18 protein-coding genes, 1 tRNA gene and 2 pseudogenes are annotated in these 23614 nt (G+C 69.7%); 18 read left to right on the top strand and 3 right to left on the bottom strand.

Annotated elements, in window-relative coordinates; all coding sequences use genetic code 11:
* Positions 1–61: 61 nt before the first annotated feature.
* Complete coding sequence (locus tag PGN14_RS12850) at positions 62–1186, top strand: calcium:proton antiporter (RefSeq protein WP_335299913.1); 1125 nt, start codon at positions 62–64, stop codon at positions 1184–1186.
* A gap of 128 nt (positions 1187–1314) precedes the next feature.
* On the opposite strand, the gene PGN14_RS12845 is transcribed toward PGN14_RS12850, so the two are convergent.
* Together PGN14_RS12845 and PGN14_RS12840 are read right to left on the bottom strand one after the other, a co-directional pair.
* Positions 1315–1545, bottom strand: a complete 231-nt coding sequence (locus tag PGN14_RS12845; protein WP_335299912.1) for a hypothetical protein — start codon at positions 1543–1545, stop codon at positions 1315–1317.
* Positions 1542–3296, bottom strand: a complete 1755-nt coding sequence (locus PGN14_RS12840) for a M1 family metallopeptidase (protein WP_443019514.1) — start codon at positions 3294–3296, stop codon at positions 1542–1544. The genes PGN14_RS12845 and PGN14_RS12840 overlap by 4 nt, the downstream gene beginning before the upstream one ends.
* 10 nt (positions 3297–3306) lie before the next feature.
* On the opposite strand from PGN14_RS12840, the gene lon reads away from it, so the two are divergent.
* The 5 genes from lon (at position 3307) to PGN14_RS12815 (ending at position 11287) form a co-directional block, all read left to right on the top strand.
* On the top strand, positions 3307–5703 hold the full coding sequence (gene lon, locus PGN14_RS12835) for an endopeptidase La (protein ID WP_335299909.1): 2397 nt from the start codon (positions 3307–3309) through the stop codon (positions 5701–5703).
* A gap of 162 nt (positions 5704–5865) precedes the next feature.
* On the top strand, positions 5866–6138 hold the full coding sequence (locus PGN14_RS12830) for an HU family DNA-binding protein (RefSeq protein WP_335299908.1): 273 nt from the start codon (positions 5866–5868) through the stop codon (positions 6136–6138).
* A 63-nt stretch (positions 6139–6201) separates the two neighbouring features.
* Positions 6202–6276: transfer RNA gene (locus PGN14_RS12825), tRNA-Val, on the top strand.
* 489 nt (positions 6277–6765) lie between these two features.
* Positions 6766–8385 carry a hypothetical protein gene (locus PGN14_RS12820; RefSeq protein ID WP_335299907.1) on the top strand — a complete coding sequence of 540 codons (1620 nt, stop codon included), beginning with the start codon at positions 6766–6768 and terminating at the stop codon, positions 8383–8385.
* A gap of 94 nt (positions 8386–8479) precedes the next feature.
* Positions 8480–11287, top strand: coding sequence for a TonB-dependent receptor domain-containing protein (locus PGN14_RS12815; RefSeq protein ID WP_335299906.1), 2808 nt, complete (start codon positions 8480–8482; stop codon positions 11285–11287).
* A 134-nt stretch (positions 11288–11421) separates the two neighbouring features.
* Here the strand turns inward: PGN14_RS12815 and PGN14_RS12810 are convergent, their stop codons facing one another.
* Positions 11422–12051, bottom strand: a complete 630-nt coding sequence (locus tag PGN14_RS12810) for a prolyl hydroxylase family protein (RefSeq protein WP_335299905.1) — start codon at positions 12049–12051, stop codon at positions 11422–11424.
* A gap of 123 nt (positions 12052–12174) precedes the next feature.
* On the opposite strand from PGN14_RS12810, the pseudogene PGN14_RS12805 reads away from it, so the two are divergent.
* The 12 genes and pseudogenes from PGN14_RS12805 to gspN form a co-directional block, all read left to right on the top strand.
* A pseudogene (locus PGN14_RS12805) lies at positions 12175–12579 on the top strand (type II secretion system protein N); the annotation flags it as partial.
* A gap of 432 nt (positions 12580–13011) precedes the next feature.
* Positions 13012–15211 (top strand): annotated as a pseudogene (gspD, locus tag PGN14_RS12795) (type II secretion system secretin GspD).
* Positions 15208–16767: a GspE/PulE family protein gene (locus tag PGN14_RS12790; RefSeq protein WP_335299904.1), complete on the top strand. Its 1560-nt coding sequence runs from the start codon at positions 15208–15210 to the stop codon at positions 16765–16767. Before gspD ends, PGN14_RS12790 begins: the two are co-directional and overlap by 4 nt.
* A 167-nt stretch (positions 16768–16934) precedes the next feature.
* On the top strand, positions 16935–18158 hold the full coding sequence (gene gspF, locus PGN14_RS12785) for a type II secretion system inner membrane protein GspF (protein WP_335299903.1): 1224 nt from the start codon (positions 16935–16937) through the stop codon (positions 18156–18158).
* An 8-nt stretch (positions 18159–18166) separates the two neighbouring features.
* On the top strand, positions 18167–18604 hold the full coding sequence (gspG, locus tag PGN14_RS12780) for a type II secretion system major pseudopilin GspG (protein WP_335299902.1): 438 nt from the start codon (positions 18167–18169) through the stop codon (positions 18602–18604).
* 17 nt (positions 18605–18621) lie between these two features.
* Positions 18622–19128 (top strand): GspH/FimT family pseudopilin, encoded by a 507-nt coding sequence (locus PGN14_RS12775; RefSeq protein ID WP_443019513.1) that lies wholly within the window; start codon positions 18622–18624, stop codon positions 19126–19128.
* Between the two features lie 124 nt (positions 19129–19252).
* Positions 19253–19654 (top strand): type II secretion system minor pseudopilin GspI, encoded by a 402-nt coding sequence (gene gspI, locus PGN14_RS12770; protein ID WP_335299900.1) that lies wholly within the window; start codon positions 19253–19255, stop codon positions 19652–19654.
* Entirely contained in the window at positions 19651–20289 is a 639-nt protein-coding gene (gene gspJ / locus PGN14_RS12765; RefSeq protein ID WP_335299899.1) for a type II secretion system minor pseudopilin GspJ, read from the top strand. The genes gspI and gspJ overlap by 4 nt, the downstream gene beginning before the upstream one ends.
* Positions 20276–21244 (top strand): type II secretion system minor pseudopilin GspK, encoded by a 969-nt coding sequence (gspK, locus tag PGN14_RS12760; protein ID WP_335299898.1) that lies wholly within the window; start codon positions 20276–20278, stop codon positions 21242–21244. The genes gspJ and gspK overlap by 14 nt, the downstream gene beginning before the upstream one ends.
* Positions 21241–22329, top strand: a complete 1089-nt coding sequence (gene gspL, locus PGN14_RS12755; RefSeq protein ID WP_335299897.1) for a type II secretion system protein GspL — start codon at positions 21241–21243, stop codon at positions 22327–22329. Before gspK ends, gspL begins: the two co-directional genes overlap by 4 nt.
* A gap of 8 nt (positions 22330–22337) precedes the next feature.
* Positions 22338–22817, top strand: coding sequence for a type II secretion system protein GspM (gene gspM / locus PGN14_RS12750; protein WP_335299896.1), 480 nt, complete (start codon positions 22338–22340; stop codon positions 22815–22817).
* Positions 22817–23524: a type II secretion system protein N gene (gene gspN, locus PGN14_RS12745; RefSeq protein ID WP_335299895.1), complete on the top strand. Its 708-nt coding sequence runs from the start codon at positions 22817–22819 to the stop codon at positions 23522–23524. The genes gspM and gspN overlap by 1 nt, the downstream gene beginning before the upstream one ends.
* Positions 23525–23614 lie beyond the last annotated feature (90 nt).

Raw genomic sequence — 23614 nt, 5'->3', positions numbered from 1 at the left:
ACAGGCGCGATCGTTTAGCCTATGTAACGGATCGTCCCAGCGCGTCGTGCATTGGTCGGGTATGACGACGAGCGAAGAAACCTTGCCGCCACCCGCGACGCGCCGCGCCTTGCTCCACCGGCTGTCGCTGCCGCTATGGACGCTGCTGCTGCCGGTGCTGGGCGTGCTGGCGGTGCTGACCTCGATCTATGCCATCGGGTCGCTGGGCACGATCCTGGCGTCGGCGATCCTGATCGGATGCGTGCTGGCGGCGGTGCATCATGCCGAGGTGGTGGCGCATCGCGTCGGCGAGCCGTTCGGGACATTGGTGCTGGCGATCGCGGTGACGGTGATCGAGGTGTCGCTGATCGTCTCGCTGATGCTGTCCGACGCGGGCGATGCCTCGGCGCTGGCGCGCGATACGGTGTTCGCCGCGATCATGATCATCCTCAACGGCATCATCGGCATCTGCCTGATGGCGGGCGGCCTCCGGCATCGCGAGCAGCGCTTCTCGCTCCGCGGGGTCAGTGCGGCGCTGTGTACGCTGGCGGCGCTGGCGGTGCTGACATTGGTGCTGCCCAATTACACCTCGACCACGCCGGGGCCCTATTACGCCACGTCGCAACTGGTGCTGGTCGCGGTGGTCAGCCTGTTCCTTTATGGCGTGTTCGTGACGGTGCAGACGGTGCGGCACCGCGAATATTTCCTGCCCGAGCACGACAGCGACGACGACCATGCGCCGGTGCCGTCGAACCGCACCGCGTGGATCGCGTTCGGGATCCTGCTGGTCGCGCTGGTGGCGGTGGTGCTGCTGGCGAAGGCGCTGTCGGTGACGGTGGAGCGCGCGGTGCTGGACGCGGGGCTGCCGCTGGCGGTGGTGGGCGTGGTGATCGCGGCGCTGGTGCTGGCGCCCGAAAGCCTCGCCGCCTATCGCGCGGCGCGGCGCAACCGCATCCAGACCAGCCTGAACCTGGCGCTGGGTTCCGCACTGGCGACGATCGGGCTGACCATCCCGGCGGTGGCGATCGTCAGCCTGATGCTGGACCTGCCGCTGGCATTGGGGCTGGGGGTGATGAAGACGGTGCTGCTGGCGCTGTCGCTGTTCGTCGCGACGATCTCGCTGGGGACCGGACGCACGACGGTGATGCAGGGTGCGGTGCATCTGGTGATCTTCGCGGTGTATCTGTTCACCACGGTGGTGCCGTGAACATCCACCACTGGCCGTTCGCCCTGAGGAGAGGCTGAGCCTGTCGAAGCCTCGTCTCGAAGGGTGTGTGCTTCGAGACGGCCCTTCGACAGGCTCAGTGCCTCCTCAGCACGAACGGGACGGGGAACTCAGGCGTGCATCCGCGAGGCCAGCCACAGGCCGGCGGCGATTTGCGCCACAGCATAGAGGCGGCGGCGTCCCGGGCGGCCGACGAAGGGGCGGACGGTCCATTCCGCCCCCAGCGCGCGCTCCTGCCACAGGGTGGTGTGGCGGTGCGGCTGGACGAGGCCGGCGACCCCGTCGCCGATCATGAACATCGCCGCCATCTCCGCGGTGCGACGCGCTGCCAATTGCTTCATTTTCCGGTCCTTTGCGCTTCCCGCCACGCCTGGAACGCGGCGACCGCCGCGGAGTGGCGCAGGATGCGCGAAAAGGGATCGATCACGACATGCGCGTCGGCGGGGACGGCGATCGTCGCGCCCGCTGCGGGAACGGCGATGCGGCGGGCGGGCGCATCGCCGACCTGCACCTCGACCGGCATCGGGAAGGGCAGGTCACGCTCTGTCCGCCACGACAGGCGCAGCGTGCCGCCGCTGCGCTGCTCGACCAGCTCGGGCAGCGCAGCGCTGCGCAGATAGACGTCGAAGAACCAGTCGAGATCCTGCCCCGCCTCCGCCGCGACCAGCCGCTGGAAGTCGCGCGTCGAGGCATAAAGGGGGGTGAAATTGCCCGGCTTCGGATCGGGGCGGCCATAGACCAGCCGGCGCGTCGCGGCGAAGAAGGCGCGGTCGCCGATCAGCCAGCGCAAGGTGTGGAGCGTCCACGATCCCTTGTAATAGATGTCGGTGCCCGCGCCGCCCTTGCCCGGCTCGTACACCTCCTCCTCGGTCAGGATGCGGTCGCGCACGATGGGGGCGCGGTTGGCGATCTGGTTGCGCTGCGCCTCCATCATCACCGCATAGCGCGCCTCGCCCTCGCGCCAGCGCGCGTAGAGCGGCTGCATGTAGCTGGCGAAGCCTTCGTGCAGCCAGTAATCGTCCCAGTTCGCGGCCGTCATCTGGTTGGCGAACCATTCGTGCGCGAATTCGTGCTGGAACAGCCAGTCGAACCCCTCGGGCGCCTTGGCATAATCGTTGCCATAGGCGTTGATCGTCTGGTGCTCCATGCCCTTGTGCGGGGTTTCGACCACGCCCAGCTTCTCGTCGCCGAAGGGATAGGGGCCGATCACGCGTTCGAAGAAGTCGAGCGTGGGGGCGAATTCGGCGAACAGCCCGCGCGCCTTGTCGTCGCGACCGGGCAAATGCCAATAGGCGAGCGGGATCGCGTTGCCATAGCGGCTGCGGTACGTGCCCTCGATCACCTCATAGGGGGCAAGGTTCAGCGCGATGGCATAGGTATTGGGCTGGCGCGCGCGCCAGTGCCAGACGGTGCGTCCGTCGGGCAGCGTGTCGACGCCGAGCAGGCGGCCGTTGGCAGGCGCCTTCAGTCCCGCGGGCGCGGTGATGTGGAGCGTGGCGACCGCCGGCTCGCCTTCCGGAAAGTCGAGGCAGGGCCAGAGGATGTCGCAGCCATAGCCTTCGGTGGTCGACGCGATCCACGGGCGGCCGTCCGGCGTTTTCGCCCATACCATGCCGTCGTCCCATGGCGCGTTGACCGCGACGTGCGGCGTGCCGTCGTACTGGATCTCGACGGTGGCGCGCGCACCCGCCGGCAGCGGGGCGGGCAGGACGATGCGGCCATCCGGACGCGCCGGCGTGACGGCAGCGCCATCGACCGTGACGCGGCGCACGGTGAAGTTCGAATCGAGGTCGATCGCGGGGCGCGCCACTGCCGCCGTCGCGCGCAGCACCAGCCGTGCGCGCCCCGTCAGCCGCTGCGTCGCGGGATCGGGTTCCAGCCATAGCTCGACCGCATCGAGCGCGAGTGCGGACTGATCGTCGGCACGGACCCCGCCCGATATTTGCGTGGCCGCGCTGAGCGGTGGCTGTCCTTTCGCCGGCAACGTCTGGACCGGGTGTGCCGCGATGAGCGCGGTCGCGACCAGCGCGAGATTGATGCCACGCCGCGACACACCATATAAGCGACGCAGGCCGCCCCGTTCGGGCGGCATCGGAGTATCCATGACGTCCACTTTCCCCGTTCTGCCGCTGCGCGATATCGTCGTCTTCCCGCACATGATCGTGCCGCTGTTCGTCGGACGCGACAAGTCGGTCGCCGCGCTGGAAGCCGCGATGGGCGCGGACAAGGAGATCTTCCTCGTCGCGCAGCTCGACCCGGCCGAGGACGACCCCGTTCGCGAGGATCTGTACAATGTCGGCGTGACCGCCACCGTGTTGCAGCTGCTGAAGCTGCCCGACGGCACGGTGCGCGTGCTGGTCGAGGGCAAGCAGCGCGCGACGCTGGAGGTGCTGGAAGAGACCGGCGACTATCTGACCGCGACGATCGCGGCAGTGGAGGATCGCGAGGTCGAGGGGCCGGAGGTCGCGGCGCTGATGCGCTCCGTCGTCAGCCAGTTCGAGAATTATGCGAAGCTGAACCGCAAGCTGCCGTCCGAACTCGCCGCGCAACTGGCCGAGATCGAGGCGGCGTCGCAACTGTCCGACAGCGTCGCGGGCAACATCCAGGTCAAGGTCGCCGAGAAGCAGGCGCTGCTGATGGAGGCCGATCCGGTCAAGCGGCTGGAGATGGCGTTCGCGCTGATGGAAGGCGAACTGGGCGTCCTTCAGGTCGAGAAGAAGATCAAGAGCCGCGTCAAGCGCCAGATGGAGAAGACGCAGCGCGAATATTACCTCAACGAGCAGCTGAAGGCGATCCAGCGCGAGCTGGGCAACGAGGGCGAGGAAGGCGAGGGCGACGAGATCGCCGAGCTGACCCAGAAGATCGCCACGCTGAAGCTGTCGAAGGAGGCGCGCACCAAGGCGACCGCGGAGCTGAAGAAGCTGAAGACCATGGCGCCGATGAGCGCCGAGGCGACCGTCGTGCGCAACTATCTGGACGTGCTGCTGGGCCTGCCCTGGGGCAAGAAGAGCAAGATCAAGAAGGATATCGCCGCCGCCGAGGCGATCCTGAACGAGGATCATTATGCGCTCGACAAGGTGAAGGACCGGATTGTCGAATATCTGGCGGTGCAGGCGCGCACCAACAAGCTGAAGGGGCCGATCCTGTGCCTCGTCGGCCCGCCGGGCGTGGGCAAGACCAGCCTGGGCAAGTCGATCGCCAAGGCGACGGGGCGCGAGTTCATCCGCCAGTCGCTGGGCGGCGTGCGCGACGAGGCGGAGATCCGCGGGCATCGCCGCACCTATATCGGCTCGCTGCCGGGCAAGGTGGTGACCAACCTGAAGAAGGCGGGCGCCAGCAACCCCTTGTTCCTGCTCGACGAGATCGACAAGCTGGGACAGGATTTCCGCGGCGATCCCGCCAGCGCGCTGCTGGAGGTGCTGGACCCGGAGCAGAACGGCAAGTTCAACGACCATTATCTGGAGATCGATATCGATCTGTCGGACGTGATGTTCGTGTGCACCGCCAATTCGCTCAACCTGCCGCAGCCGCTGCTCGACCGGATGGAGATCATCCGGCTGGAGGGCTATACCGAGGATGAGAAGGTCGCGATCGCGGAGCGTCACCTGATCGCCAAGCAGATCGAGGCGCACGGGCTGAAGCCGGGCGAGTTCACGCTGACGACCGAAGGGCTGCGCGCGCTGATCCAGCGTTACACCCGCGAGGCGGGCGTGCGCACGCTGGAGCGCGAGATCGCGAAGCTGTGCCGCAAGGCGCTGCGCCGCATTCTGGAGGGCAAGGCGCAGAGCGTCACGGTGACGCCGGACAATCTCGCCGACTTCGCGGGCGTGCAGAAGTTCCGCCACGGCCTGTCGGAGACCGAGGACCAGATCGGCGCGGTCACCGGGCTCGCCTGGACCGAGGTGGGCGGCGAGCTGCTGACGATCGAAAGCGTGACGGTGCCCGGCAAGGGCGCGGCCAAGGTCACCGGCAAGCTGGGCGACGTGATGAAGGAATCGGTCCAGGCGGCCTATTCGTTCGTCCAGGCGCGCGCGCCGTCGTTCGGGATCAAGCCCAGCCTGTTCCACCGCAAGGACATCCACATCCATCTGCCCGAGGGCGCGGTGCCCAAGGACGGGCCATCGGCGGGCATTGGCCTCGTCACCTCGATCGTCTCGACGCTGACCGGTATCCCGGTGCGCAAGGAAGTGGCGATGACCGGCGAGGTGACGCTGCGCGGGCGCGTGCTGCCGATCGGCGGGCTGAAGGAGAAGCTGCTCGCGGCGCTGCGCGGCGGGATCACCACCGTGCTGATCCCGAAGGAGAATGAGAAGGATCTGGCCGAGATCCCGCAGAACATCCGCGACGGCCTGCGCATCGTGCCGGTCAGCCATGTCGACGAGGTGCTGGCGCTGGCGCTGGTGCATCCGCCGGAGGCGATCGACTGGACCGAGGCGGACGAGCTGGCGGCGCTGCCGCCCGCGCCGATCGCGCCGGTGGGTGGGGAGCTGCACCACTAACTTGGGTTATCTTTCAGTGAGACAGCAGCCGCCGCGTCCGGTGCGGGCGCGGCGGTTTCGTTTGACTCGCAAGTCCCTGCGCGCCTTACTGGGAGGATGCGGTCTTTCGTCCGCGAATCCATCACGAACACGTAACGTTACCAACAAACGGGGTCTTTCGGCATGAACAAGCAGGAACTGATCGCGAATGTCGCGACCGCCGCCGGGCTGGGGAAGAGCGAGGCGAGCCGCGCGGTCGAGGCGGTGTTCGACACCATCTCCGCCAGCCTGAAGAAGGGCGACGAGGTGCGGCTGGTGGGCTTCGGCACCTTCGCGGTCAGCAAGCGCAAGGCGTCCACCGGGCGCAATCCGCGCACCGGCGAGCCGATGACGATCAAGGCGTCGAGCCAGCCGAAGTTCAAGGCGGGCAAGGTGCTGAAGGATTCGCTCAACTGAGCGGTCATTTCGTGCTGGACAGGGTCGCGGCGCTCGCCTAGAGGCCCGCTTCCGATCATGATCGGGCGCGTAGCTCAGCGGTAGAGCACACCCTTCACACGGGTGGGGTCACAGGTTCAATCCCTGTCGCGCCCACCATATCCGACAGACCCCGCCGGTGCGAACCGGCGGGGTCTTTCCGTTTCGGGTTCTTCCGTCAACCCGGCCTTGAGCCGGGGGTCCCGCTTTTTCTGCGGCACGAAAATGAAGGAAGCGGGACCCCGGGTCGAGCCCGGGGTGACGACATGCGATACCGTCGCCCTTGCGCAGGCAGGGGCCTATGTCTGCCTCGTCACACGCGACGTCCGACACAGGGACCGGCGCGATTGTGTCGATCGAGCGGCAGCACGCAACAGCGATAGGCCCCTGCCTGCGCAGGGGCGACGGTGGACGCGATCCGCCTGCGCAGGGGCGACGCAGCCTGTTGTCACGCAACCGACATGAAGGAGTCACGCCAGTGTCTCCGAAACTGCATTCCGTTGTCATGCAACGCGCCTAGCGGCGCTGTCAGGACAGAGCGGTCAATCGGTTAGCCGATGCCGCGTCCGGGTTCCGGGGGACGGACCCGCCATCACAAGGGAGTGTTCCATGCTCAGCTTCAGCCGTCGTCACAGCCTGCTGGCGACCACCGCCTGCCTGTTCCTCGCCTCGTGCGGCGCCGATGACGTGGCGTCCCCGGGCGCGGGTTCGGTCGGCGTCGTCATCAACCAGCCGGCGCCGACCCCGACGCCCACCGGCACGCCCACGCCGACCGCGCTGACCGCGGCGCAGTTCGCCACCGCGACCACCGCAAACGGCGCGACCGCCTCGGTCGTCACGGTCGACGAGCAGCTGGCGCTGGTCAATGCGGGCAGCAACAATGTCGTCAACGGCTTCGGCGCGACCTTCAACGGCGTCTATCCGGTCAGCGGCACGTCGCTCGCCACCGCGAGCAACCCGCAGACGGTGCTGGGCAACACCGCCTTCATCCAGAACACCAGCTTCGTCGGCGCGCTGAGCGGCCCCAACGACAATGCCTTCTCCGGCTGGACCTGCAACTCGACCGCGGCGACCTTCCTGAATTCGACGTCGTGCGCGGCGGTGCCGGCGATCGGCACCGGCGGCGCGAGCGCGACCTGCCCGACCGGCACGACCGATGCCGGGCTGGTGCAGACGTTCCGCGCCTGCCGCCTGCCGACCGTCATCACCAGCAGCCTGACGCTGCCGAAGATCGCGGGCGTCTTCTATCGCTTCAGCGGCCAGACCGAGGTCGGCGTCGACGTCGGCGCGACGGGTGCCGATTCGGGCGTGACGCTGACGATCGCCGCGGGCGTGACGCTGGTCGCCGACGGGTCGGATTCGGCGACCGACATCCTGCTGGTCAACCGTGGCAGCAGGATCAACGCGGTCGGCACCGCCGACGCGCCGATCATCTTCACCTCGCAGCAGAACCTGGCCGCCAACGGCGTGTCCGATGTGACGCAGGGCCAGTGGGGCGGCATCATCCTGCTGGGCCGCGCCACCACCGCGGTGTGCGCGACCGGCTCGGGCGGGTCGACCGGCACGCCGTGCCAGCAGCAGATCGAGGGCGTGACCGGGCGCCTCTACGGCGGCACCAACGACGCCGACAATTCCGGCACGATGCAATATGTCCAGATCCGCTTCACCGGCTTCGAAGTGTCGCCGGGCAACGAGTTGCAGGGGCTGACGCTGGGCGGCACCGGCAGCGGCACCGTGATCGATCATGTGCAGAGCCACAATTCGTCGGACGACGGGATCGAGATCTTCGGTGGCACCACCAACATCAAATATTTCGTGGTGACCGGCGCGGACGACGATGGCTTCGACGTCGATAACGGCTGGCGTGGGTTCATGCAGTTCATCATCGCCGCGCAGAAGACCTCGGGCGCGACCGCGGACTCGTTCGCGACCGAGATCGACTCGAACGGGGCGGAGGACCTGATCCCGCGTACCTACGGCCGCTACGCCAATTTCACCTTCATCCAGCGTCCGGGCACCAACACGCCGCCGTCGGCGATCCGCCTGCGCGGCGGCGCGGACTTCGCCTTCGTCAACGGCGTCGTGCTGTCGCCGACGACCTGCGTGAACATCATCGCATCGGAGGGCACGGGCGCCGACCGCACGACGATCCGCGCCGCCAATTCGGCGCTGCAGGACGTCGGCCCGCCGACCTTCAACTCGGTGTACTTCCAGTGCCAAGGTCGCTGACGCGCGCCGACGCCGCTCACTGACCTGCGGCGGCCGGGGCGCGCGAACGGCGCGACCCCGGCCCCGTGCCATCTATCTTCCCGGAAGGCCCCACATGCGACCGCGCATCACCTATGCCTCGCTCCTCCTGCTGACCACCACGCTGGTCGCCCCCGCGGCGCTCGCACAGGGGGGCGCGCAGGGGGCGCCCGCCACCTCCTCCACCCCGGCCGGCACCAGCGCCGATCCGGTGCAGCAAGGCGGCGTCGTCTCCGTTCCCGGCGACGTGCCGCAGGATCAGGCGGAGGTGTCCGCGCCCGGCGTGGACACCTCCGCGGGCGAGGATATCGTGGTCGTCGGCCGCAACATCCCCAATGTGGTGCGCTCCACCGCGCAGGTGGTCAGCGTGCTGTCCGCCGCCGATATCGCGCGGACGGGCGAGGGCGATATCGCGGGCGCGCTGACCCGCGTCACCGGCCTGTCGGTGGTCGGCAACGGCTATGTCTTCGTGCGCGGGCTGGGCGATCGCTATTCGTCCGCGCTGCTCAACGGCTCGCCGCTGCCCAGTCCGGAGCCGCTGCGCCGCACCGTGCCGCTCGATATCTTCCCGACCTCGATCGTCGGTTCCGCGCTGGTGCAGAAGACCTATTCGGCCAATTACCCGGGCGAGTTCGGCGGCGGCGTCATCAACCTGACGACCAAGGCGATCCCGGAGGAGAATTTCATCACCGGCGGCGCGTCGATCGCGATCGATACGGAGACGACGGGGCGGCTGGGCTATACCTATTACGGGTCGCCGAGCGACTGGCTGGGTTATGATTCGGGTGAGCGGCGCGTGCCGGGCTTCGTCAAGGCGGCGGTGCTGGGCGACGGCATCATCACCCCGGCGCAGGTCGGGCAACTGTCGAACGCGCGTACCACCCTGCTCCAGCGCAACACGGATATTCCGGCGAGCGCCTCGGGCGACCTCAGCATCGGGCTGATCGGCGATCTGGGCGGGGTGCGGCTGGGGATGGTGGCGTCGGGCAATTACGGCAACACCTGGCGCACGCGCGACAGCCGCCAGCAGGACACGATCAGCAACGACGGCGCGCTGCGCAACGATTTCGCCACCGTCATCACCGACAATCGCATCGTGCTGAACGGGCTGCTCGGCTTCGGCGCGGAATTCGGCGAGAACCGCATCCGCTGGACCAATGTCTATATCCACGACACGCTGAAGCAGGGGCGTGCATCGGCGGCGACGCTGTACACCAATTCCAGCGGGCTGCCGCTGTTCCAGCAGAATACCAGCTTCTTCGAACGCCAGTTGATCGAGACGCAGCTGGTGGGCGAGTTCAAGCCGACCGACCGATTGTCGATCGATCTGCGCGGCGCCTATGCCAATTCGAAGCGCAACTCGCCCTATGAGCGCGAATTCCAGTATGACTGCAACAATACGCTCCACACCGTCGTCGACGTGCCGACCGGCGGCGACGCCGGCGTGCGCTGCCCCGGCGTGTGGCAGGCGAGCAATTCGTTCGGCGCGTTCGGGACAGTAGCGTTCAGCGAGCTGAACGAGGATCTGTATTCGGGGCAGGCGGACGTGACCTACAAGCTGGACACGGCGCGCCCGGTCAGCCTGTCGGGCGGCTATTATTATTCGGACAGCCAGCGCACCTCGACGCGGCTGCCGTTCACCTATCAGACGGTCGGCGGCGGCGCGATCCCGTTCCCGTGCAACCTGTTCCGCCCCGATTACCTGCTGTCGCCCGACGTCATCAACGGCTGCCCCGCGGCGCTGACGGGGACGGCGGCGACCAATGCGGTGCAGCTGCGCTTCTCGCCGGGGCAGAACGGCTCCTATTCCTATGACGCGCTGCTGCGGATCCACGCCGGCTATGTGCAGGGCGAGGCGGAGCTGCTGGACGGCGTGCGCGCGGTGGTGGGCGTGCGTTTCGAGACCGCGCGCCAGACGGTGACGCCGATCGGCCAAACCGGCACCAACCTGAACAACGATTACTGGCTGCCCGCCGCGACCGTGACGTGGAACTTCGCGCAGGACATGCAGCTGCGCCTGTCGGGGGCGAAGACGATCGCGCGCCCGCAGTTCCGCGAGCTGGCACCGCAGGCGTATCGCGACTTCGAATCCGACCGGCTGTTCTTCGGCAACCCGCGGCTGCGCGACAGCACGCTGTACAATCTGGAGGCGCGCTACGAATGGTTCTTCGCGCGCGACCAGCGCATCACCGCCGCCGGTTTCTGGAAGCGGATCGAGCGGCCGATCGAGCAGGTCGGCTTCTTCCCGACGCCCGACGCGCGGCTCCAGACCGGCTTCACCTATCTGCCCAAGGCAGTGCTGTGGGGCGGCGAGGTGGAGTTCCAGAAGTATGTGCCGCTCGATTTCATCGGGGCGGGGCTGGCGGGCAAGCGCGCGGTGGTGATCGCCAACTACACCTATACCCAGTCGAAGATCACCGCGGACGACAGCTGCGTCCCCGGCGTGCTGGAGGGAACGCAGCTGGGCAGCTGCCCCGCCAATTTCGCGCCCGCGTCGCTGCTGTTCCGCGACGGCGCACCGCTGACGGGGCAGTCGGACCATCTGGTCAACCTGCAACTGGGCTATGAGGATCAGGACAACGGCACGCAGGTGACCGCGCTGTTCAATTATGCCAGCGAGCGCGTGACCAATCGCGGCCCGTCGCTGCTGGGCGGCACCGGGTTCCAGCCCGACATCTACGAGCGTCCCGGCATCCGGCTGGACCTGGTCGCGCGCCAGTCGGCCGAGTTCCTGGGCCGCAAGATCGAGATCAAGGCGGAAGGGCGCAACCTGACCGGCACGCGGTATCAGGAGTTCCAGACGTTCGCGAACGGCAACCGGGTGTCGATCAACAGCTACCGGCTGGGGCGGGTGTTCTCGCTGGGGGCGAGCGTGACGTTTTAAGCCCTAAAAGCCCCTTCCCTTCAGGGGAGGGGTTTGGGGGTGGGGTGAGCCTCGCAGAGAGTGTCGCGTGCGACTGCCTCCGGCGGACTGCCCCACCCCAACCCCTCCCCTGAAGGGGAGGGGCTTTTTCGCGCTCACCACCCCCATGGCCGCTCGCGATACCATTTCGTGATCACATATTTCACCCCGGCGCGCACCTTCATCCCGTGGTGGAGGGTTGCGGGGTTGAGCGAGCCGTCGGGGCGGCGGTTGTTCCAGCAGACGAGCTTGCCCGTTTCCGGCTGGATCGTCTTGTCCACCGCCTTGAACCGCGTCGCGCCACCCGCCTCGGGCACGTTCAGATAGACCATCGCGGTCCACGTCCGGTTGCCCGCGACGCGGCAATAGCGGTCGTAGTCGACGCCGTTCGGCTCGAAATAATCGGTATGCGCCTTGAATTCCTGTCCCACGGCATAGCGCTGCCCCTGCAAGGGCTCGCCATACGCGGGGTCGAGGCCGGTGGCGTCGGCCAGCCACGCATCGACCTGCGCCACCACCAGGTCGCTCGCGGGCAGGTCGCACGTCTCGCTGGTGCGGAAGGCGGCGTCGCCGTTCGAATCGGAGATGGTGGAGGGGCGGCGATGCGCGTCGATCTGCGCCACCAGCGCCGCGCAGGTGGCCGCATCCAGGAAATCGCGCCGGATGAACAGCGTCAGTTTGGGAGACGGCACCCGCTGGATGCCGGGCTGTGCGGCAAGCCGCGTGACGACGGGATCGCTGGCCATGACACGCGCGCTCTTGCCACAGCGCAAGGCGCTGCCCCAAGCGGAGAAATATTACACAAGCCCGAAACGCCGCTGTAACATGGCCCACGTAGCCGAACCGTGGCGGGGAGTTGGGCCAACCGAATGCGATTGAAGTTTGACGCCCGCGCTCGGGCGATCCTGAAGCGGCTGCCCGTCGTGAACGTCTATTCCGCGGCCGAACTGGTGCTGCTGGGCGTGCTGGCGGTGCAATGCGCGCGGCTGATGTGGGGCGTGGTGACGCCGGTGTCGCCGCTGGGCGCGTGGATCCCCGCCGGTCCCGCGATCCCGGCCGATCCCGCCGGCGTGATCTCGCAGTTCGACCCCTTCTATCGCAACGCCGCGCGGCAGGCGCCGGGCGCGACCAACGTCACCGCGCTCCAGCTGACGCTGTACGGCACGCGGATGGACAGCGCGCAGGCGAAGGGCGGCGCGATCATCGCCGGGCCGGACGGCGTCCAGCGCAGCGTGGCAGTGGGCGAGGAAGTCGCACCGGGCGTGGTGCTGAAGGCGGTGGCATTCGATCACGTCACGCTCGACCGGGGTGGCGCGAGCGAGGACCTGTTCCTCGACCAGTCGAACGGGGGGCGGGGGTGCTGCTGCTCCACCCCCGCCGGGCGCTCCCCCCGCGCCGCCACCGGCGAACGCACCCGCGCTGGCGGGACGGACGCTGCCGCTCGACGAACTGCGCGGCGACATCAATGCCATTCCGCGGATCGAGGGCGGGCGGATCAACGGCCTGACCGTGCGCGGGCAGGGCGGCGAGGCGTTTCGCGCCGCCGGCCTGCGCGACGGCGACGTCGTGACGCAGGTCGGCGGCCGCCCGATCAACGGCCCCGGCGACCTGGAGCAGATGACGCGCCAGGCCGCGGGCGGCGGCACCCTTTCCCTGACGGTGGAGCGCGACGGCCGTCCGCTCCCGCTCACCATTCCGGTATCCCGATGATGCGTTCGCTGATCCCCGCCCTTCTCCTGATCGCCGCACCGGCGGTCGCACAGACCACGCTCAACGTGCGCGATGCCGATATCCGCGCCTTCATCGCCGATGCGGCGAAGGTGACCGGGCGCACCTTCATCATCGACAATCGGGTGCAGGGGAAGGTGACGGTGGTCACCGACCGGCCGCTGTCGCGCTCCGAATATCTGGAGGTGTTCCTCTCCACGCTGCGCGCCAACGGGCTGGTTGCGGTGCCGACCGCGAACGGCGCGTTCCGGGTGCAGCCGATCGACAATGCCGCGCAGCAGCCCGGCCGCGTCGGCGTGGCGGGGGCGGCGCGCAACCAGCTGGTGACGGAGATCGTGCGGCTGCGCTCGATCGACGCCGCGCAGGCGGTCGATACGGTGCGCCCGCTGGTCAGCGCGCAGGGCTCGGTCACCGCCAATCGCGGCGGCAACAGCCTGGTGGTGGTCGATTTCGCCGACAATGTGCGCCGCGTGCGCGAGGTGATCCGGCGGATCGACGCGGATACCGCCGCGACGCGGATCATCGCGCTGAAGAATGCGCGCGCGCAGGAGGTGGCGACCGCATTGCAGGGGCTGATCGGCGGCAATGCCGGGGCGGGCGCGGCGGGCGGCACCGGCGGCGTCTCCGCGGTGGCGATCGAGAGCAGCAATGCGGTCGCGCTGCGCGGAGACCCGCAGACGGTGGCGCGGCTGGCGGCGGTGGCGCGCGACCTGGACCAGAGCGCGCGCAACGCGACCGAGATCAAGGTCGTGTTCCTGGAGAATGCCGACGCCAACCAGCTGCTGCCGGTCCTCCAGCAACTGGTCGGACAGGCGCCCGATGCGGTGCAGGAACAGGGGCTGACCCGCACCGGATTGAGCACCTCCAGCACCGGCGCGACCGGAACGGGGGCCACGCCACAGCCGATTACGCGCGCGCCCCCCCGCTAGCGCCCCGGTGCAGCAGGGCAGCCAGCCGCAACAGGCCGCGATCACCGGGCAGGGCGCGCGCACCGCCGCGGTCGTCACGCGCTATGCCGGGGCGAATGCGATCGTCATTGCGGCGCCTGGCGATGTCCAACGTCAATTGTCGGACGTGATCCGCCAGCTCGACCAGCGCCGGCAGCAGGTGCTGGTCGAGGCGATCGTCGCCGAGGTGTCCGACAGCACGGTCAACCGGCTGGGCGCGCAGTTCATCCTGGGCAATCTGGACGGCGGCGCGTTCGCGGCGTCGACCTTCAGCAATTCCGCACCCAACATCCTCCAGATCGCCGGCGCGATCGGCGCGCAGAGCCTGGGCAGCACGCGCACCGTCGTCACCGCCGCGGACGGGACGCGGACCGAGACGACGACCAACAATTCCGCCTCCAACACGCTGACGCAATCCGCGATCAACTCGATCATCGGATCGACCGGCGGGTTCGGCGGGTTCGGCGGGCAGATCGGCCAGACCGTGTTCGGCGCGATCATCAATGCGGTGAAGAGCGATACGCAGTCCAACCTGCTGCAAGTTCCGCAGATCATGACGATCGACAATCAGGAAGCGCATACGCTGGTGGGTCAAGAGATCCCGATCACCACCGGCGAGGCGCTGTCGGGCAATTTCGACAATGCGTTCCGCACGACGCAGCGGCAGAATGTCGGCATCGGGCTGGACGTGCGGCCGCAGGTCAATTCGTCGGGCACGATCAAGCTGAACCTCCATCTGGAGGTCAGCTCGATCGCGGGGCCGGTGTCGAACGACAATTCCGACCTGATCCTCAACAAGCGCGAGGTGGAGACGGTGCTGACCGTCGACGATGGCGCGATCGGGGTGATCGGCGGGCTGTTGAGCGACGAGGAGCGGCGCACGATCGAGAAGATCCCGCTGCTGGGCGACATCCCGCTGCTGGGCAATCTGTTCAAGAGCCGCGCGAAGAGCCGGGCGAAGACCAATCTGATGATCTTCATCCGCCCGACCGTGATCCGCAGCGCCGCCGACAACCGCCGCGTGACCGAGCAGCGCTATGGCTACCTCCGCCTCCAGCAGGGGCAGCAGGATCCGTTGAGCGAGCCGTCGATCGATACGCTGGTGCGCGACTATATGGGCACCACCCCGCCGCTGCCGCCCGCGGGGCAGCCCGGCAGCATCGAGGACCAGCGCGTCGGCGTGCCGGTCTATCGCAACTCGGTCGTGACGATCCCGGGGAAGAAGAAATGATCCTGCGCACCGGCGCCGAGATCGCGGCCGGGGAGGCGGTGCCCGCGGCGCCGACGCCGGCGATCCCGATCGTCGTGCCGCCGGTGCAACTGCCCTATGCCTTTGCGCGCAAGTTCGGCGTGGTGCTGGACGGAGAGCGCGTCGCGTTGCGCGAGGGAAGCGATCCGCGCGCGCTGATCGAGGTGCGGCGCGTGCTGGGCCGCGCGTTCGACGTCGCGGTGGTGGCACCGGCGGCGTTCGACCGGCTGCTGAGCGATCATTATGCGATGGACGGGCAGGCGACCGCCGCCGCCGCGGTGGGGATGGGCGACGAACTGGACCTGCTGGCGGAGGGGCTGCCGACCGCCGAGGATCTGCTCGACACCGCCGATGATGCGCCCGCGATCCGCCTCATCAACGGGGTGATCGCGGATGCGGCGCGCAACGGCGTGTCGGATATCCATATCGAGCCATATGAGACCGGCCTCGTCGTGCGGATGCGGATCGACGGCGTGCTGCGTGAGACGCTGCGGATGCCGCCGCATGTCGCGCCGGTGGTGGTCAGCCGGATCAAGGTGATGGCGCGGCTCGACATCGCCGAGCGGCGCGTGCCGCAGGACGGGCGCATGGGGCTGACGCTGGGGGGCAAGCTGCTCGACGTGCGCGTCTCGACACTGCCGAGCCGCGCGGGCGAGCGGGTGGTGCTGCGCATCCTCGACAAGGAGAATGCGGGGATCGACCTCGACGCGCTGGGCATGTCGCCCGCGATGTACGCGCTGCTGCGCGAGGCGATCGCGGAGCCGAACGGCATCGTGCTGGTGACCGGACCGACCGGCAGCGGCAAGACGACGACGCTCTACGCCGCGCTGCGGCTGCTGAATGACGGCAGCCGCAACATCCTGACGGTCGAGGATCCGGTCGAATATGCGGTCGAGGGCGTCGGGCAGACGCAGGTGAACCCGAAGGTGGGGCTGACCTTCGCCGCTGGCTTGCGCGCGATCCTGCGGCAGGATCCCGATACGGTGATGATCGGCGAGATCCGCGACCGCGAAACCGCGGAGATCGCGGTACAGGCGTCGCTGACCGGGCATCTGGTGCTGTCGACGGTGCATACCAACGACGCGGTCGGCGCGATCACGCGGATGCGCGACATGAAGGTGGAGCCGTTCCTGCTCGCCAGCACGCTGCGCGCAGTGATCGCGCAGCGGCTGGTGCGGCGTTTGTGTCAACATTGCGCGCGTCCGGTGTCAGCATCGGCGACGGTGGCACCACTGCTCGGCATCGATCCGCACGCCACCGTGTACGAAGCGACAGGGTGCGAGAATTGCAACCGAACCGGCTTCCGCGGCCGCGTCGGCGTGTACGAGGCGGTGCGCGTGGACGCCACCGTCCGCCGCCTCATCAACGAGGGCGGCGACGAGGATGCCATCGCACGCCATACCTTCGCCAACAACGACACGCTCGCCACCGCCGCCCGGCGGCTGGTCGAGGCCGGCGTGACCACCGCGGAGGAAGCGGTGCGCGTGAGCCGCAGCGAGAATGCGGATGTCGCGCAGGAGGTGATGGGGGATGGGTGATGTCATCGCACGTCACCCCTCCCCTTCAGGGGAGGGGCAGGGGGTGGGGGAGGTCTCACCGAGACCTGCGCATGTGGCCTTTGACTCCCCCACCCCAACCCCTCCCCTGAAGGGGAGGGGCTTTTTCGGTCCCGGTATCCGCGCGCGCCTATCGCGAGAAACAGCCCGTGCCTGACTTCGACTATCTCGCGATCGACACACGCGGGCAGGAAACCCGCGGGCATGTCGCCGCCGCCACCGTGGAGGCGGCGCGGGCGGCGCTCGACCGGCGGCGGCTGTACGTGGTGCGGATCGAGCCGGGCGCCGCGCCCGCCGCGCGCGGGCGGCCGCTGTTCGGGCTGGAACTGGCGCGTACCCGTATGTCGGGCAAGCAGCTGACGCTGTTCACGCGCCAGCTCGCCACGCTCAACCGCGTGTCGCCGCTGGAGGAATCGCTGCGCACGATCACGCGACAGACCGAGCAGGAGGGGGTGCGCGCGATCGTCCAGACCGTCCATGCCGGCGTGGTCGAGGGGCGGCGGCTGGCGGATGCGATGGCGCGCGAGCCGAAGAGCTTTCCGCCGCTGTACCGCGCGATGGTGGCGGCGGGCGAAAGCTCCGGTTCGCTGCCGGAGATCATGGAGCGGCTGTCGACCTTGCTCGAACGACAGGCGGAGATCCGCGGCAAGCTGCTGACCGCGATGGCCTATCCCGCGGTGCTGGCGACGGTGGCGATGGGCGTCGTGATCGCGCTGATGGCGTTCGTGGTGCCGCAGGTGGTCGAGCAATTCGATACGGTGGGGCAGGAACTGCCGCTGCTGACGCGGCTGGTGATCGGCTTGTCGGATGTGCTGGTCGGCTGGTGGTGGCTGATCCTGCTGGCGATGGCCGCGATCGGGTTCGCGGGCTGGGCGGCGCTGCGCCAGCCGCCGGTGCGGCTCGCGTTCGATACGTGGCTGTTGCGCATCCCGCTGCTGGGGCGGTTGCTGCGCGACCTGCATGCGGCGCGGATGGCGCGGACGCTGTCGACGATGGTCGCCAGCCGGCTGCCGCTGCTGGAGGGGCTGAACCTGACCGCGGGGACGATCCACAATCGCCGGCTGAAGCTGGCGTCGGACGAGATCACCGAGGCGATCCGTGGCGGCGGCAGCCTGTCGTCGGCGATGCGGCGCGCCGGCGTGTTCCCGCCGCTCTTGGTCTATCTCGCCGCCAGCGGCGAGGCGGCGGGGCGGCTGGACGAGATGCTGGAGCGCGCCGCCGACTATCTGGAGCGCGAGTTCGACCGCTTCACCGCCACCGCCTTGTCGCTGCTGGAGCCATTCATCATCGTCGTGATGGGCGCGATCGTGGCGACGATCGTGCTATCCATCCTGCTTCCCATCCTCCAGCTGAACACGCTGGCGGGCCAGTGAGAGACTTTATGCGTACCGAACAGAAGAAGCGCCGCAAGAGGAACGGCTTCACGCTGGTGGAGCTGATGGTGGTGATCGTCATCATCGGCCTGCTGGCGACGATCGTCGCGCTCAACGTGCTGCCCTCGGGCGACACCGCGCGGGTGCAGAAGGCGAAGGCGGACATCTCCACGATCGAGCAGGGGCTGGAACTCTACCGGTTGCAGATGGGGACGTATCCGACGACGCAGCAGGGGCTGGCGGCGCTGGTCTCCGCGCCGGCGGGCGCGGATGCGGCGCGCTATCAGGCGGGCGGCTATGTCAAGCGGCTGCCCAAGGATCCGTGGGGGCGCGACTATCTCTATGCCTCGCCGGGGCAGCATGGGCAGGCCGACGTCTGGACGCTGGGCGCGGACGGCAAGGACGGCGGCGAGGGGATCGATGCCGATATCGGGTCGTGGCAATGACCATCGTCACCCCGGACTTGATCCGGGGTCCCGCTTCTCCGCAGCCGTGGAGAAGAAGCGGGACCCCGGGGCGAGCCCGGGGTGACGGGCAGGCGGCGGGCTTCACCCTGATCGAACTGATGGTTGTCATCACCGTCATCGGCCTCGCCTCCGCCGCCGCGGTGCTGGCGATGCCGGATTCGCGCGGGCGGTTGATGGACGAGGCGACGCGCTTCGCCGCGCGCACCCGTGCCGCGCACGACAGCGCGATCATCGAGGCGCGGCCGGTCAGCCTGTGGATCACCGCGACCGGCTATGGCTTCGATCGCTGGCGCGGTGGGCAATGGTCGCCGATCGCGGACGGCGGGCTGAAGGTCGAGCGCTGGGGCAACGGCACGGCCGCGGGCAACGGGTTGGTGCGCGAGCGGGTGACGTTCGACACCACCGGGCTGACCGACCGGCCGATCACGGTGACGCTGCACCGCGAGGGCGCGCGCGCCGACGTCGAGATCGCGGCGGATGGAAGCGTCCGTGTCGCCGGCTGAACGATGGCGTCGCCCCGCCCAACCGTCACCCCGGACGTGTTCCGGGGTCCAGGGTTCCCCGCGCCTCGCCAGCGATGCGGGCGCGGAACCCTGGATGCCGGAACACGTCCGGCATGACGGGGAGATGCGGTTTGCCCGTAAGCGCGGACGGCGCAACGGCTTCACGCTGATCGAGATCATGGTGGCGCTGGCGGTGTTCAGCCTTGCCGCGCTGGCGCTGATCCGGCTGGAGGGGCAGACGATCCGCTCCACCGGTGTGCTGTCCGCCACGCTGCTGGCGCAGACGGTGGCGCGCAATGTCGCGATCGAGGCGGTCACGGAGGCGCAGCCGCCGGTGCGCGGGCGCGCCACGGGGGTGGAGCAGAATGGCGGACGCGCCTGGACGTGGACGCGCGACGTGCGGCCGATCGGCGATGGCGATGTGATGCGCGTCGATGTCGCGGTGGCGGGGGCGGATGGCGCGGTGCTGGGACGGATGACGATGGTGCGGCCACCGGCCGACCCCACGCTGGTAACGGCGTCATGAGGCGCTCCGCCGAGCGAGGCTTCACCCTGGTCGAGGTCATGATCGCGCTGATGATCTTCGGCATGATCGCGGCGGCGGGGGTGGCGCTGCTGTCGTTCAGCGTGAAGGCGCAGGGGGCGGGTGCGGCGGCGCTGGAGGATACCGGCGCGCTCAACCGGCTGTCGTCGATCCTGACCGCGGATCTGGCGCAGGCGCAGGATCGCCCGACGCGCGACATCCAGGGCGTGCGCTTGCCGGCCTTCACCGGCGACGCGACGGCGACGCCGATGCTGCGGCTGGTGCGCGGCGGGTGGAGCAACCCCGACGAGGCGCCGCGCGCGACCGTGCAGAAGGTCGAATATCGCCTCGCCGCGGGGGCGCTGGAGCGGGTCGCCTATCCGGCGCTGGACGGGGCACCGCCGCTGCCGCCCGCGGTGCTGCTGGACGGCGTGCAGGCGGTGCGGCTGCGCTTCCGCTTCGCCGGCGCGTGGACCGACACATGGAACGGGAACCCGCGCAGCGCGCTGCCGCAGGCGGTGGAGCTGGTCGCCGTCCGACGGGACGGCCCGACCTATCGCCTGCTGTTCCTGGTCGGCACGGGCGCGATACGGCCGCGCGCGACCCCCACCGCCGGGGCCACCGATGCGCCCGCCTGAGCGCGAGCGTGGTGCCGCGTTGCTGACGGTGCTGCTGCTGGTCGCGGTGATCGCGGTGATGGCGGCGACCGCGCTGGAGCGTTTGCGGCTGTCGACGCGGCTGACCGCCAATGCGGTCGCGCTGGATGGCGCACGCGGCTATGCCTATGCCGCGGAGACGCTGGCGATGACGCGGGTCACCGCGCTGCTGCGGCAGGCGGGAGACCGGGTGACGCTGGACGGCGGGTGGAGCGGGCGGCCATTCGGGCTGCCGATCCCCAACGGCACCGCGATGGCGCGCGTGACCGATGGTGGCAATTGCCTGAACCTCAACGCGCTGGTGGCGCGCAGGCCGGATGGGTCGTCGCTCGCCAGTCCGCTGGCGGTGGCGCAGTTCGCGCGGTTGCTGCGGCTGCTGCGCGTGCCCGGGGGCGAGAATATCGCGGCGGCGACCGCGGACTGGATCGACAGCGACGACGTGGCGCTGCCGGGCGGCGCGGAGGACGACAGCTATCGTGGCTATCGCACCGCCGGCACCGCGATGGCCGACCCCAGCGAGTTGCGCGCGGTGCGCGGGGTGACGGCGGAGGTCTATCGCGCGGTGCGGCCATGGGTCTGCACGCTGCCGACCGCCGACCGCGCGGTCATCAACATCAACACGCTGCTGCCCGAACAGGCGGTGCTGCTGGCGATGCTGCTGCCCGACGCCGCCGCGGTCGCACCGGTGGAGGCGCTGCTGCGCCGGCGCCCGCCCGGCGGGTTCGCCAGCGTCGATCCGTTGTGGAACCAGCTGTCGCTGGCGGGCGGGGGCACGCCCGCAATGGATGCGCGGCAACAGACCGGGGTGACGACGCGCTGGTTCGCGCTGGCGGTCGACGTGACCAGCGGCGATGCCGAACTGCACGAACAGGCGCTGATCGATGCGCGGACCCTTCCCGTCCGCCTCGTGTCGCGGCAATGGGGGGATGTGCCATGACAGCCGCCACGGTCCTTTTCCTGCCGCCCGACGATTCGCTGCCCTGGCGGTGGTGGCGGATCGACGGCGATCGCATCGCCGACGAGGGCGAGGGCGCACCGCTGCCCGAGGCGGATCGCGCGGTGATCGCGGTGGCGCCGGCGGATGCGGTGACGCTGCACTGGGCCGCACTTCCCGCACGTTCCGCGGCGCAGGCGGCGGCGGCGGCGCGGATCGTGGTGAGCGATGCGACCGCGGAGCCGGCGCACGACCTGCACGTCGCGGTCGGAGACGAAAGCGACGGCGAACGTGCGATCGCGGTGGTGGCCCCGGCGCGCATGGCGGGATGGCTGGCGGCGCTGGCGGGCGCGGGGATCGATCCCGCCGCGGTGGTCCCCGCACCGCTGCTGCTGCCGGTGCCCGACGAGGGCTATGTCCGCGCCGACCTCGCCGGGCAGAGCGTGGCGCGCGGGCGCACCACCGGCTGGGCGGACGAGGCGCGGCTGACCGACCTGGTCACCGCGGGCACGGCGCCGGTGTCGCTGGAGCGCAGCGCGGTGCAGGCGGCGGCGATCGCGGCGGCGGCGGCGCCCGCGCTGGACCTGCGGCAGGGGCCGTTCGCGCGGCGGCGGCGGCGGGCGATCGACTGGGCGCTGGTGCGGCGGCTGGCGGTGCTCGCCGGGCTGATCCTGCTGGCGACGCTGGCGATCGATGTGGTGCGGGTGATGCGCTATTCCTTCGGCGCGGACGCGATCGAGGCGCGCGCCGACGTGGTGGCGCGGCAGGGATTGCCGCGCGGCGCGCCCGAGGGTGGCGATGCGGCGCGGCTGCTCGACGACCGGCTGGCGCGGCTGCGCGGCCCGGGGCAGGGGTTCACCCGCACCGCGGCGGCGGTTTATCAGGCGGTCGAGGCGGTGCCGGAGGGCGAGGTGACGGCGTTGCAGTTCGAACCCAATGGCTCGCTCAAGGTGTCGCTGCTGCTGCCGGGCGAGGCGCAGGCCAATGCGGTGAAGGGACGGCTGGAGGCCGCGGGGTTCCGGGTGGAGTCGAGCGTGTTCCAGCCGGTCGACGGGCGGCTCGCCGGTGACATGACGGTGCGCCAGTGACGTCGGGCATGAGCACGGCGCTCCGCGCGTGGTTCGATGCGCGGTCGCTGCGCGAGCGGCGGCTGATCCTGGTCATGGCCGCGCTGCTGATGGTGACGATCCTGTGGGCGGGGATCATCCGCCCGGTGCGCGCCGGCCTGTCCGATTCGCGCGAACGCTATACCCAGGCGGTGGTGCGGCTGGGCGCGGCGGAGGCGGCGCTGTCGCAGGTGAAGGCGATCCAGCGGCGGCAGCCGCCCACGCCCAACGGCCTGCTGGCGGACGTGGTGCGGGCGCGGGCCGAGGCGGCGGGGCTGACGCTGGCCGGGCTGGACAGCGAGGCGCCCGATCGCGTGCGCGTGACGATCGCCACCGCGCGCGCCGGCGCGCTGACGCAATGGATCGCCGCGCTGGAAGGCGAGGGCGTGCTGGTCGACTCGCTGACCATCAGCGGGGCGGGCGGCACCGCCGTTTCCGCGCAGATGACGCTGACGGCACGGGGGAATTGATGCGCATCCGTCTCGCCACCGGTCGCCGTGCGCTGTTCCTGGCGATGTTCGCGATCGCGGTGCTGGCGTTGCTGCCGATGCGGCTGGCGCTGGGCTGGGCGGGGCTCGACGCGCAGGGTTTCTCCGCGCGCGAGGTGCGCGGCAGCCTGTGGTCCGGGCGGCTGGTGGAGGCGCGGTTCGGCGACATCGCGCTGGGCGACCTGCGCGCGGGCGTGTCGCCGCTGGCACTGCTGATCGGGCGTGCGCGGATCGCGCTGTCGTCTCCCGGTGACGGGCTGTCGGGCGTGGTGGAGATGGGGCGCAACCGCGCGGCGATCCTGAACGCGACCGGGCCGCTGTCGCCGGGGAGCGCGTTCGCGCCATTGCCGGTGACCGCGCTGGACCTCGACGACGTGTCGGTCCGCTTCGTCGATGGCGCGTGCGAGGGCGCGGAGGGGCGCGTGCGGGCGGGGCTGTCGGGCAATTGGCAGGGGCAGCCGCTGCCCGGCGCGCTCAGCGGCACCGCGCGGTGTGACGCGGGCGCGCTGCTGCTGCCGCTGACCAACGGCGCGGGCGAGGGCACGGCGCTGCGGCTGTGGCCCGACGGGCGCTATCGCGCGGAACTGACGCTGGTGCCGACCGATCCGCTGGTCGCGGGGCGGCTGGATGCGAGCGGGTTCGTCGCCAATGGCGCGGCGCGGACGCTGGCGGTGGAGGGGCGGTTCTAGGTGGCTGATGACCTCCGTTCGCGCTGAGGGGAGGCTGAGCCTGCCGAAGCCTCGTCTCGAAGGGCACGCGCTTGTGCTTCGAGGCGGCCT

The organism is Sphingomonas adhaesiva (assembly GCF_036946305.1).
In the GTDB taxonomy this organism is placed as follows: Bacteria; Pseudomonadota; Alphaproteobacteria; order Sphingomonadales; family Sphingomonadaceae; genus Sphingomonas; species Sphingomonas adhaesiva_B.
Note: the sequence above shows the minus strand (reverse complement) of the source record. Positions and strands in the feature narration are given on the sequence as shown.

Bases quoted from the DNA above. Each gene is read 5' to 3' on its own strand.
- gspJ (WP_335299899.1), top strand. From the start codon at position 19,651: ATGAGGCGCTCCGCCGAGCGAGGCTTCACCCTGGTCGAGGTCATGATC.
- PGN14_RS12815 (WP_335299906.1), top strand. From the start codon at position 8,480: ATGCGACCGCGCATCACCTATGCCTCGCTCCTCCTGCTGACCACCACG.
- PGN14_RS12850 (WP_335299913.1), top strand. From the start codon at position 62: ATGACGACGAGCGAAGAAACCTTGCCGCCACCCGCGACGCGCCGCGCC.
- gspK (WP_335299898.1), top strand. From the start codon at position 20,276: ATGCGCCCGCCTGAGCGCGAGCGTGGTGCCGCGTTGCTGACGGTGCTG.
- PGN14_RS12840 (WP_443019514.1), bottom strand. From the start codon at position 3,296: ATGCCGCCCGAACGGGGCGGCCTGCGTCGCTTATATGGTGTGTCGCGG.
- gspG (WP_335299902.1), top strand. From the start codon at position 18,167: ATGCGTACCGAACAGAAGAAGCGCCGCAAGAGGAACGGCTTCACGCTG.
- lon (WP_335299909.1), top strand. From the start codon at position 3,307: ATGACGTCCACTTTCCCCGTTCTGCCGCTGCGCGATATCGTCGTCTTC.
- PGN14_RS12820 (WP_335299907.1), top strand. From the start codon at position 6,766: ATGCTCAGCTTCAGCCGTCGTCACAGCCTGCTGGCGACCACCGCCTGC.
- PGN14_RS12810 (WP_335299905.1), bottom strand. From the start codon at position 12,051: ATGGCCAGCGATCCCGTCGTCACGCGGCTTGCCGCACAGCCCGGCATC.
- PGN14_RS12845 (WP_335299912.1), bottom strand. From the start codon at position 1,545: ATGAAGCAATTGGCAGCGCGTCGCACCGCGGAGATGGCGGCGATGTTC.
- PGN14_RS12830 (WP_335299908.1), top strand. From the start codon at position 5,866: ATGAACAAGCAGGAACTGATCGCGAATGTCGCGACCGCCGCCGGGCTG.
- gspL (WP_335299897.1), top strand. From the start codon at position 21,241: ATGACAGCCGCCACGGTCCTTTTCCTGCCGCCCGACGATTCGCTGCCC.
- gspM (WP_335299896.1), top strand. From the start codon at position 22,338: ATGAGCACGGCGCTCCGCGCGTGGTTCGATGCGCGGTCGCTGCGCGAG.
- gspN (WP_335299895.1), top strand. From the start codon at position 22,817: ATGCGCATCCGTCTCGCCACCGGTCGCCGTGCGCTGTTCCTGGCGATG.
- gspI (WP_335299900.1), top strand. From the start codon at position 19,253: ATGCGGTTTGCCCGTAAGCGCGGACGGCGCAACGGCTTCACGCTGATC.
- PGN14_RS12790 (WP_335299904.1), top strand. From the start codon at position 15,208: ATGATCCTGCGCACCGGCGCCGAGATCGCGGCCGGGGAGGCGGTGCCC.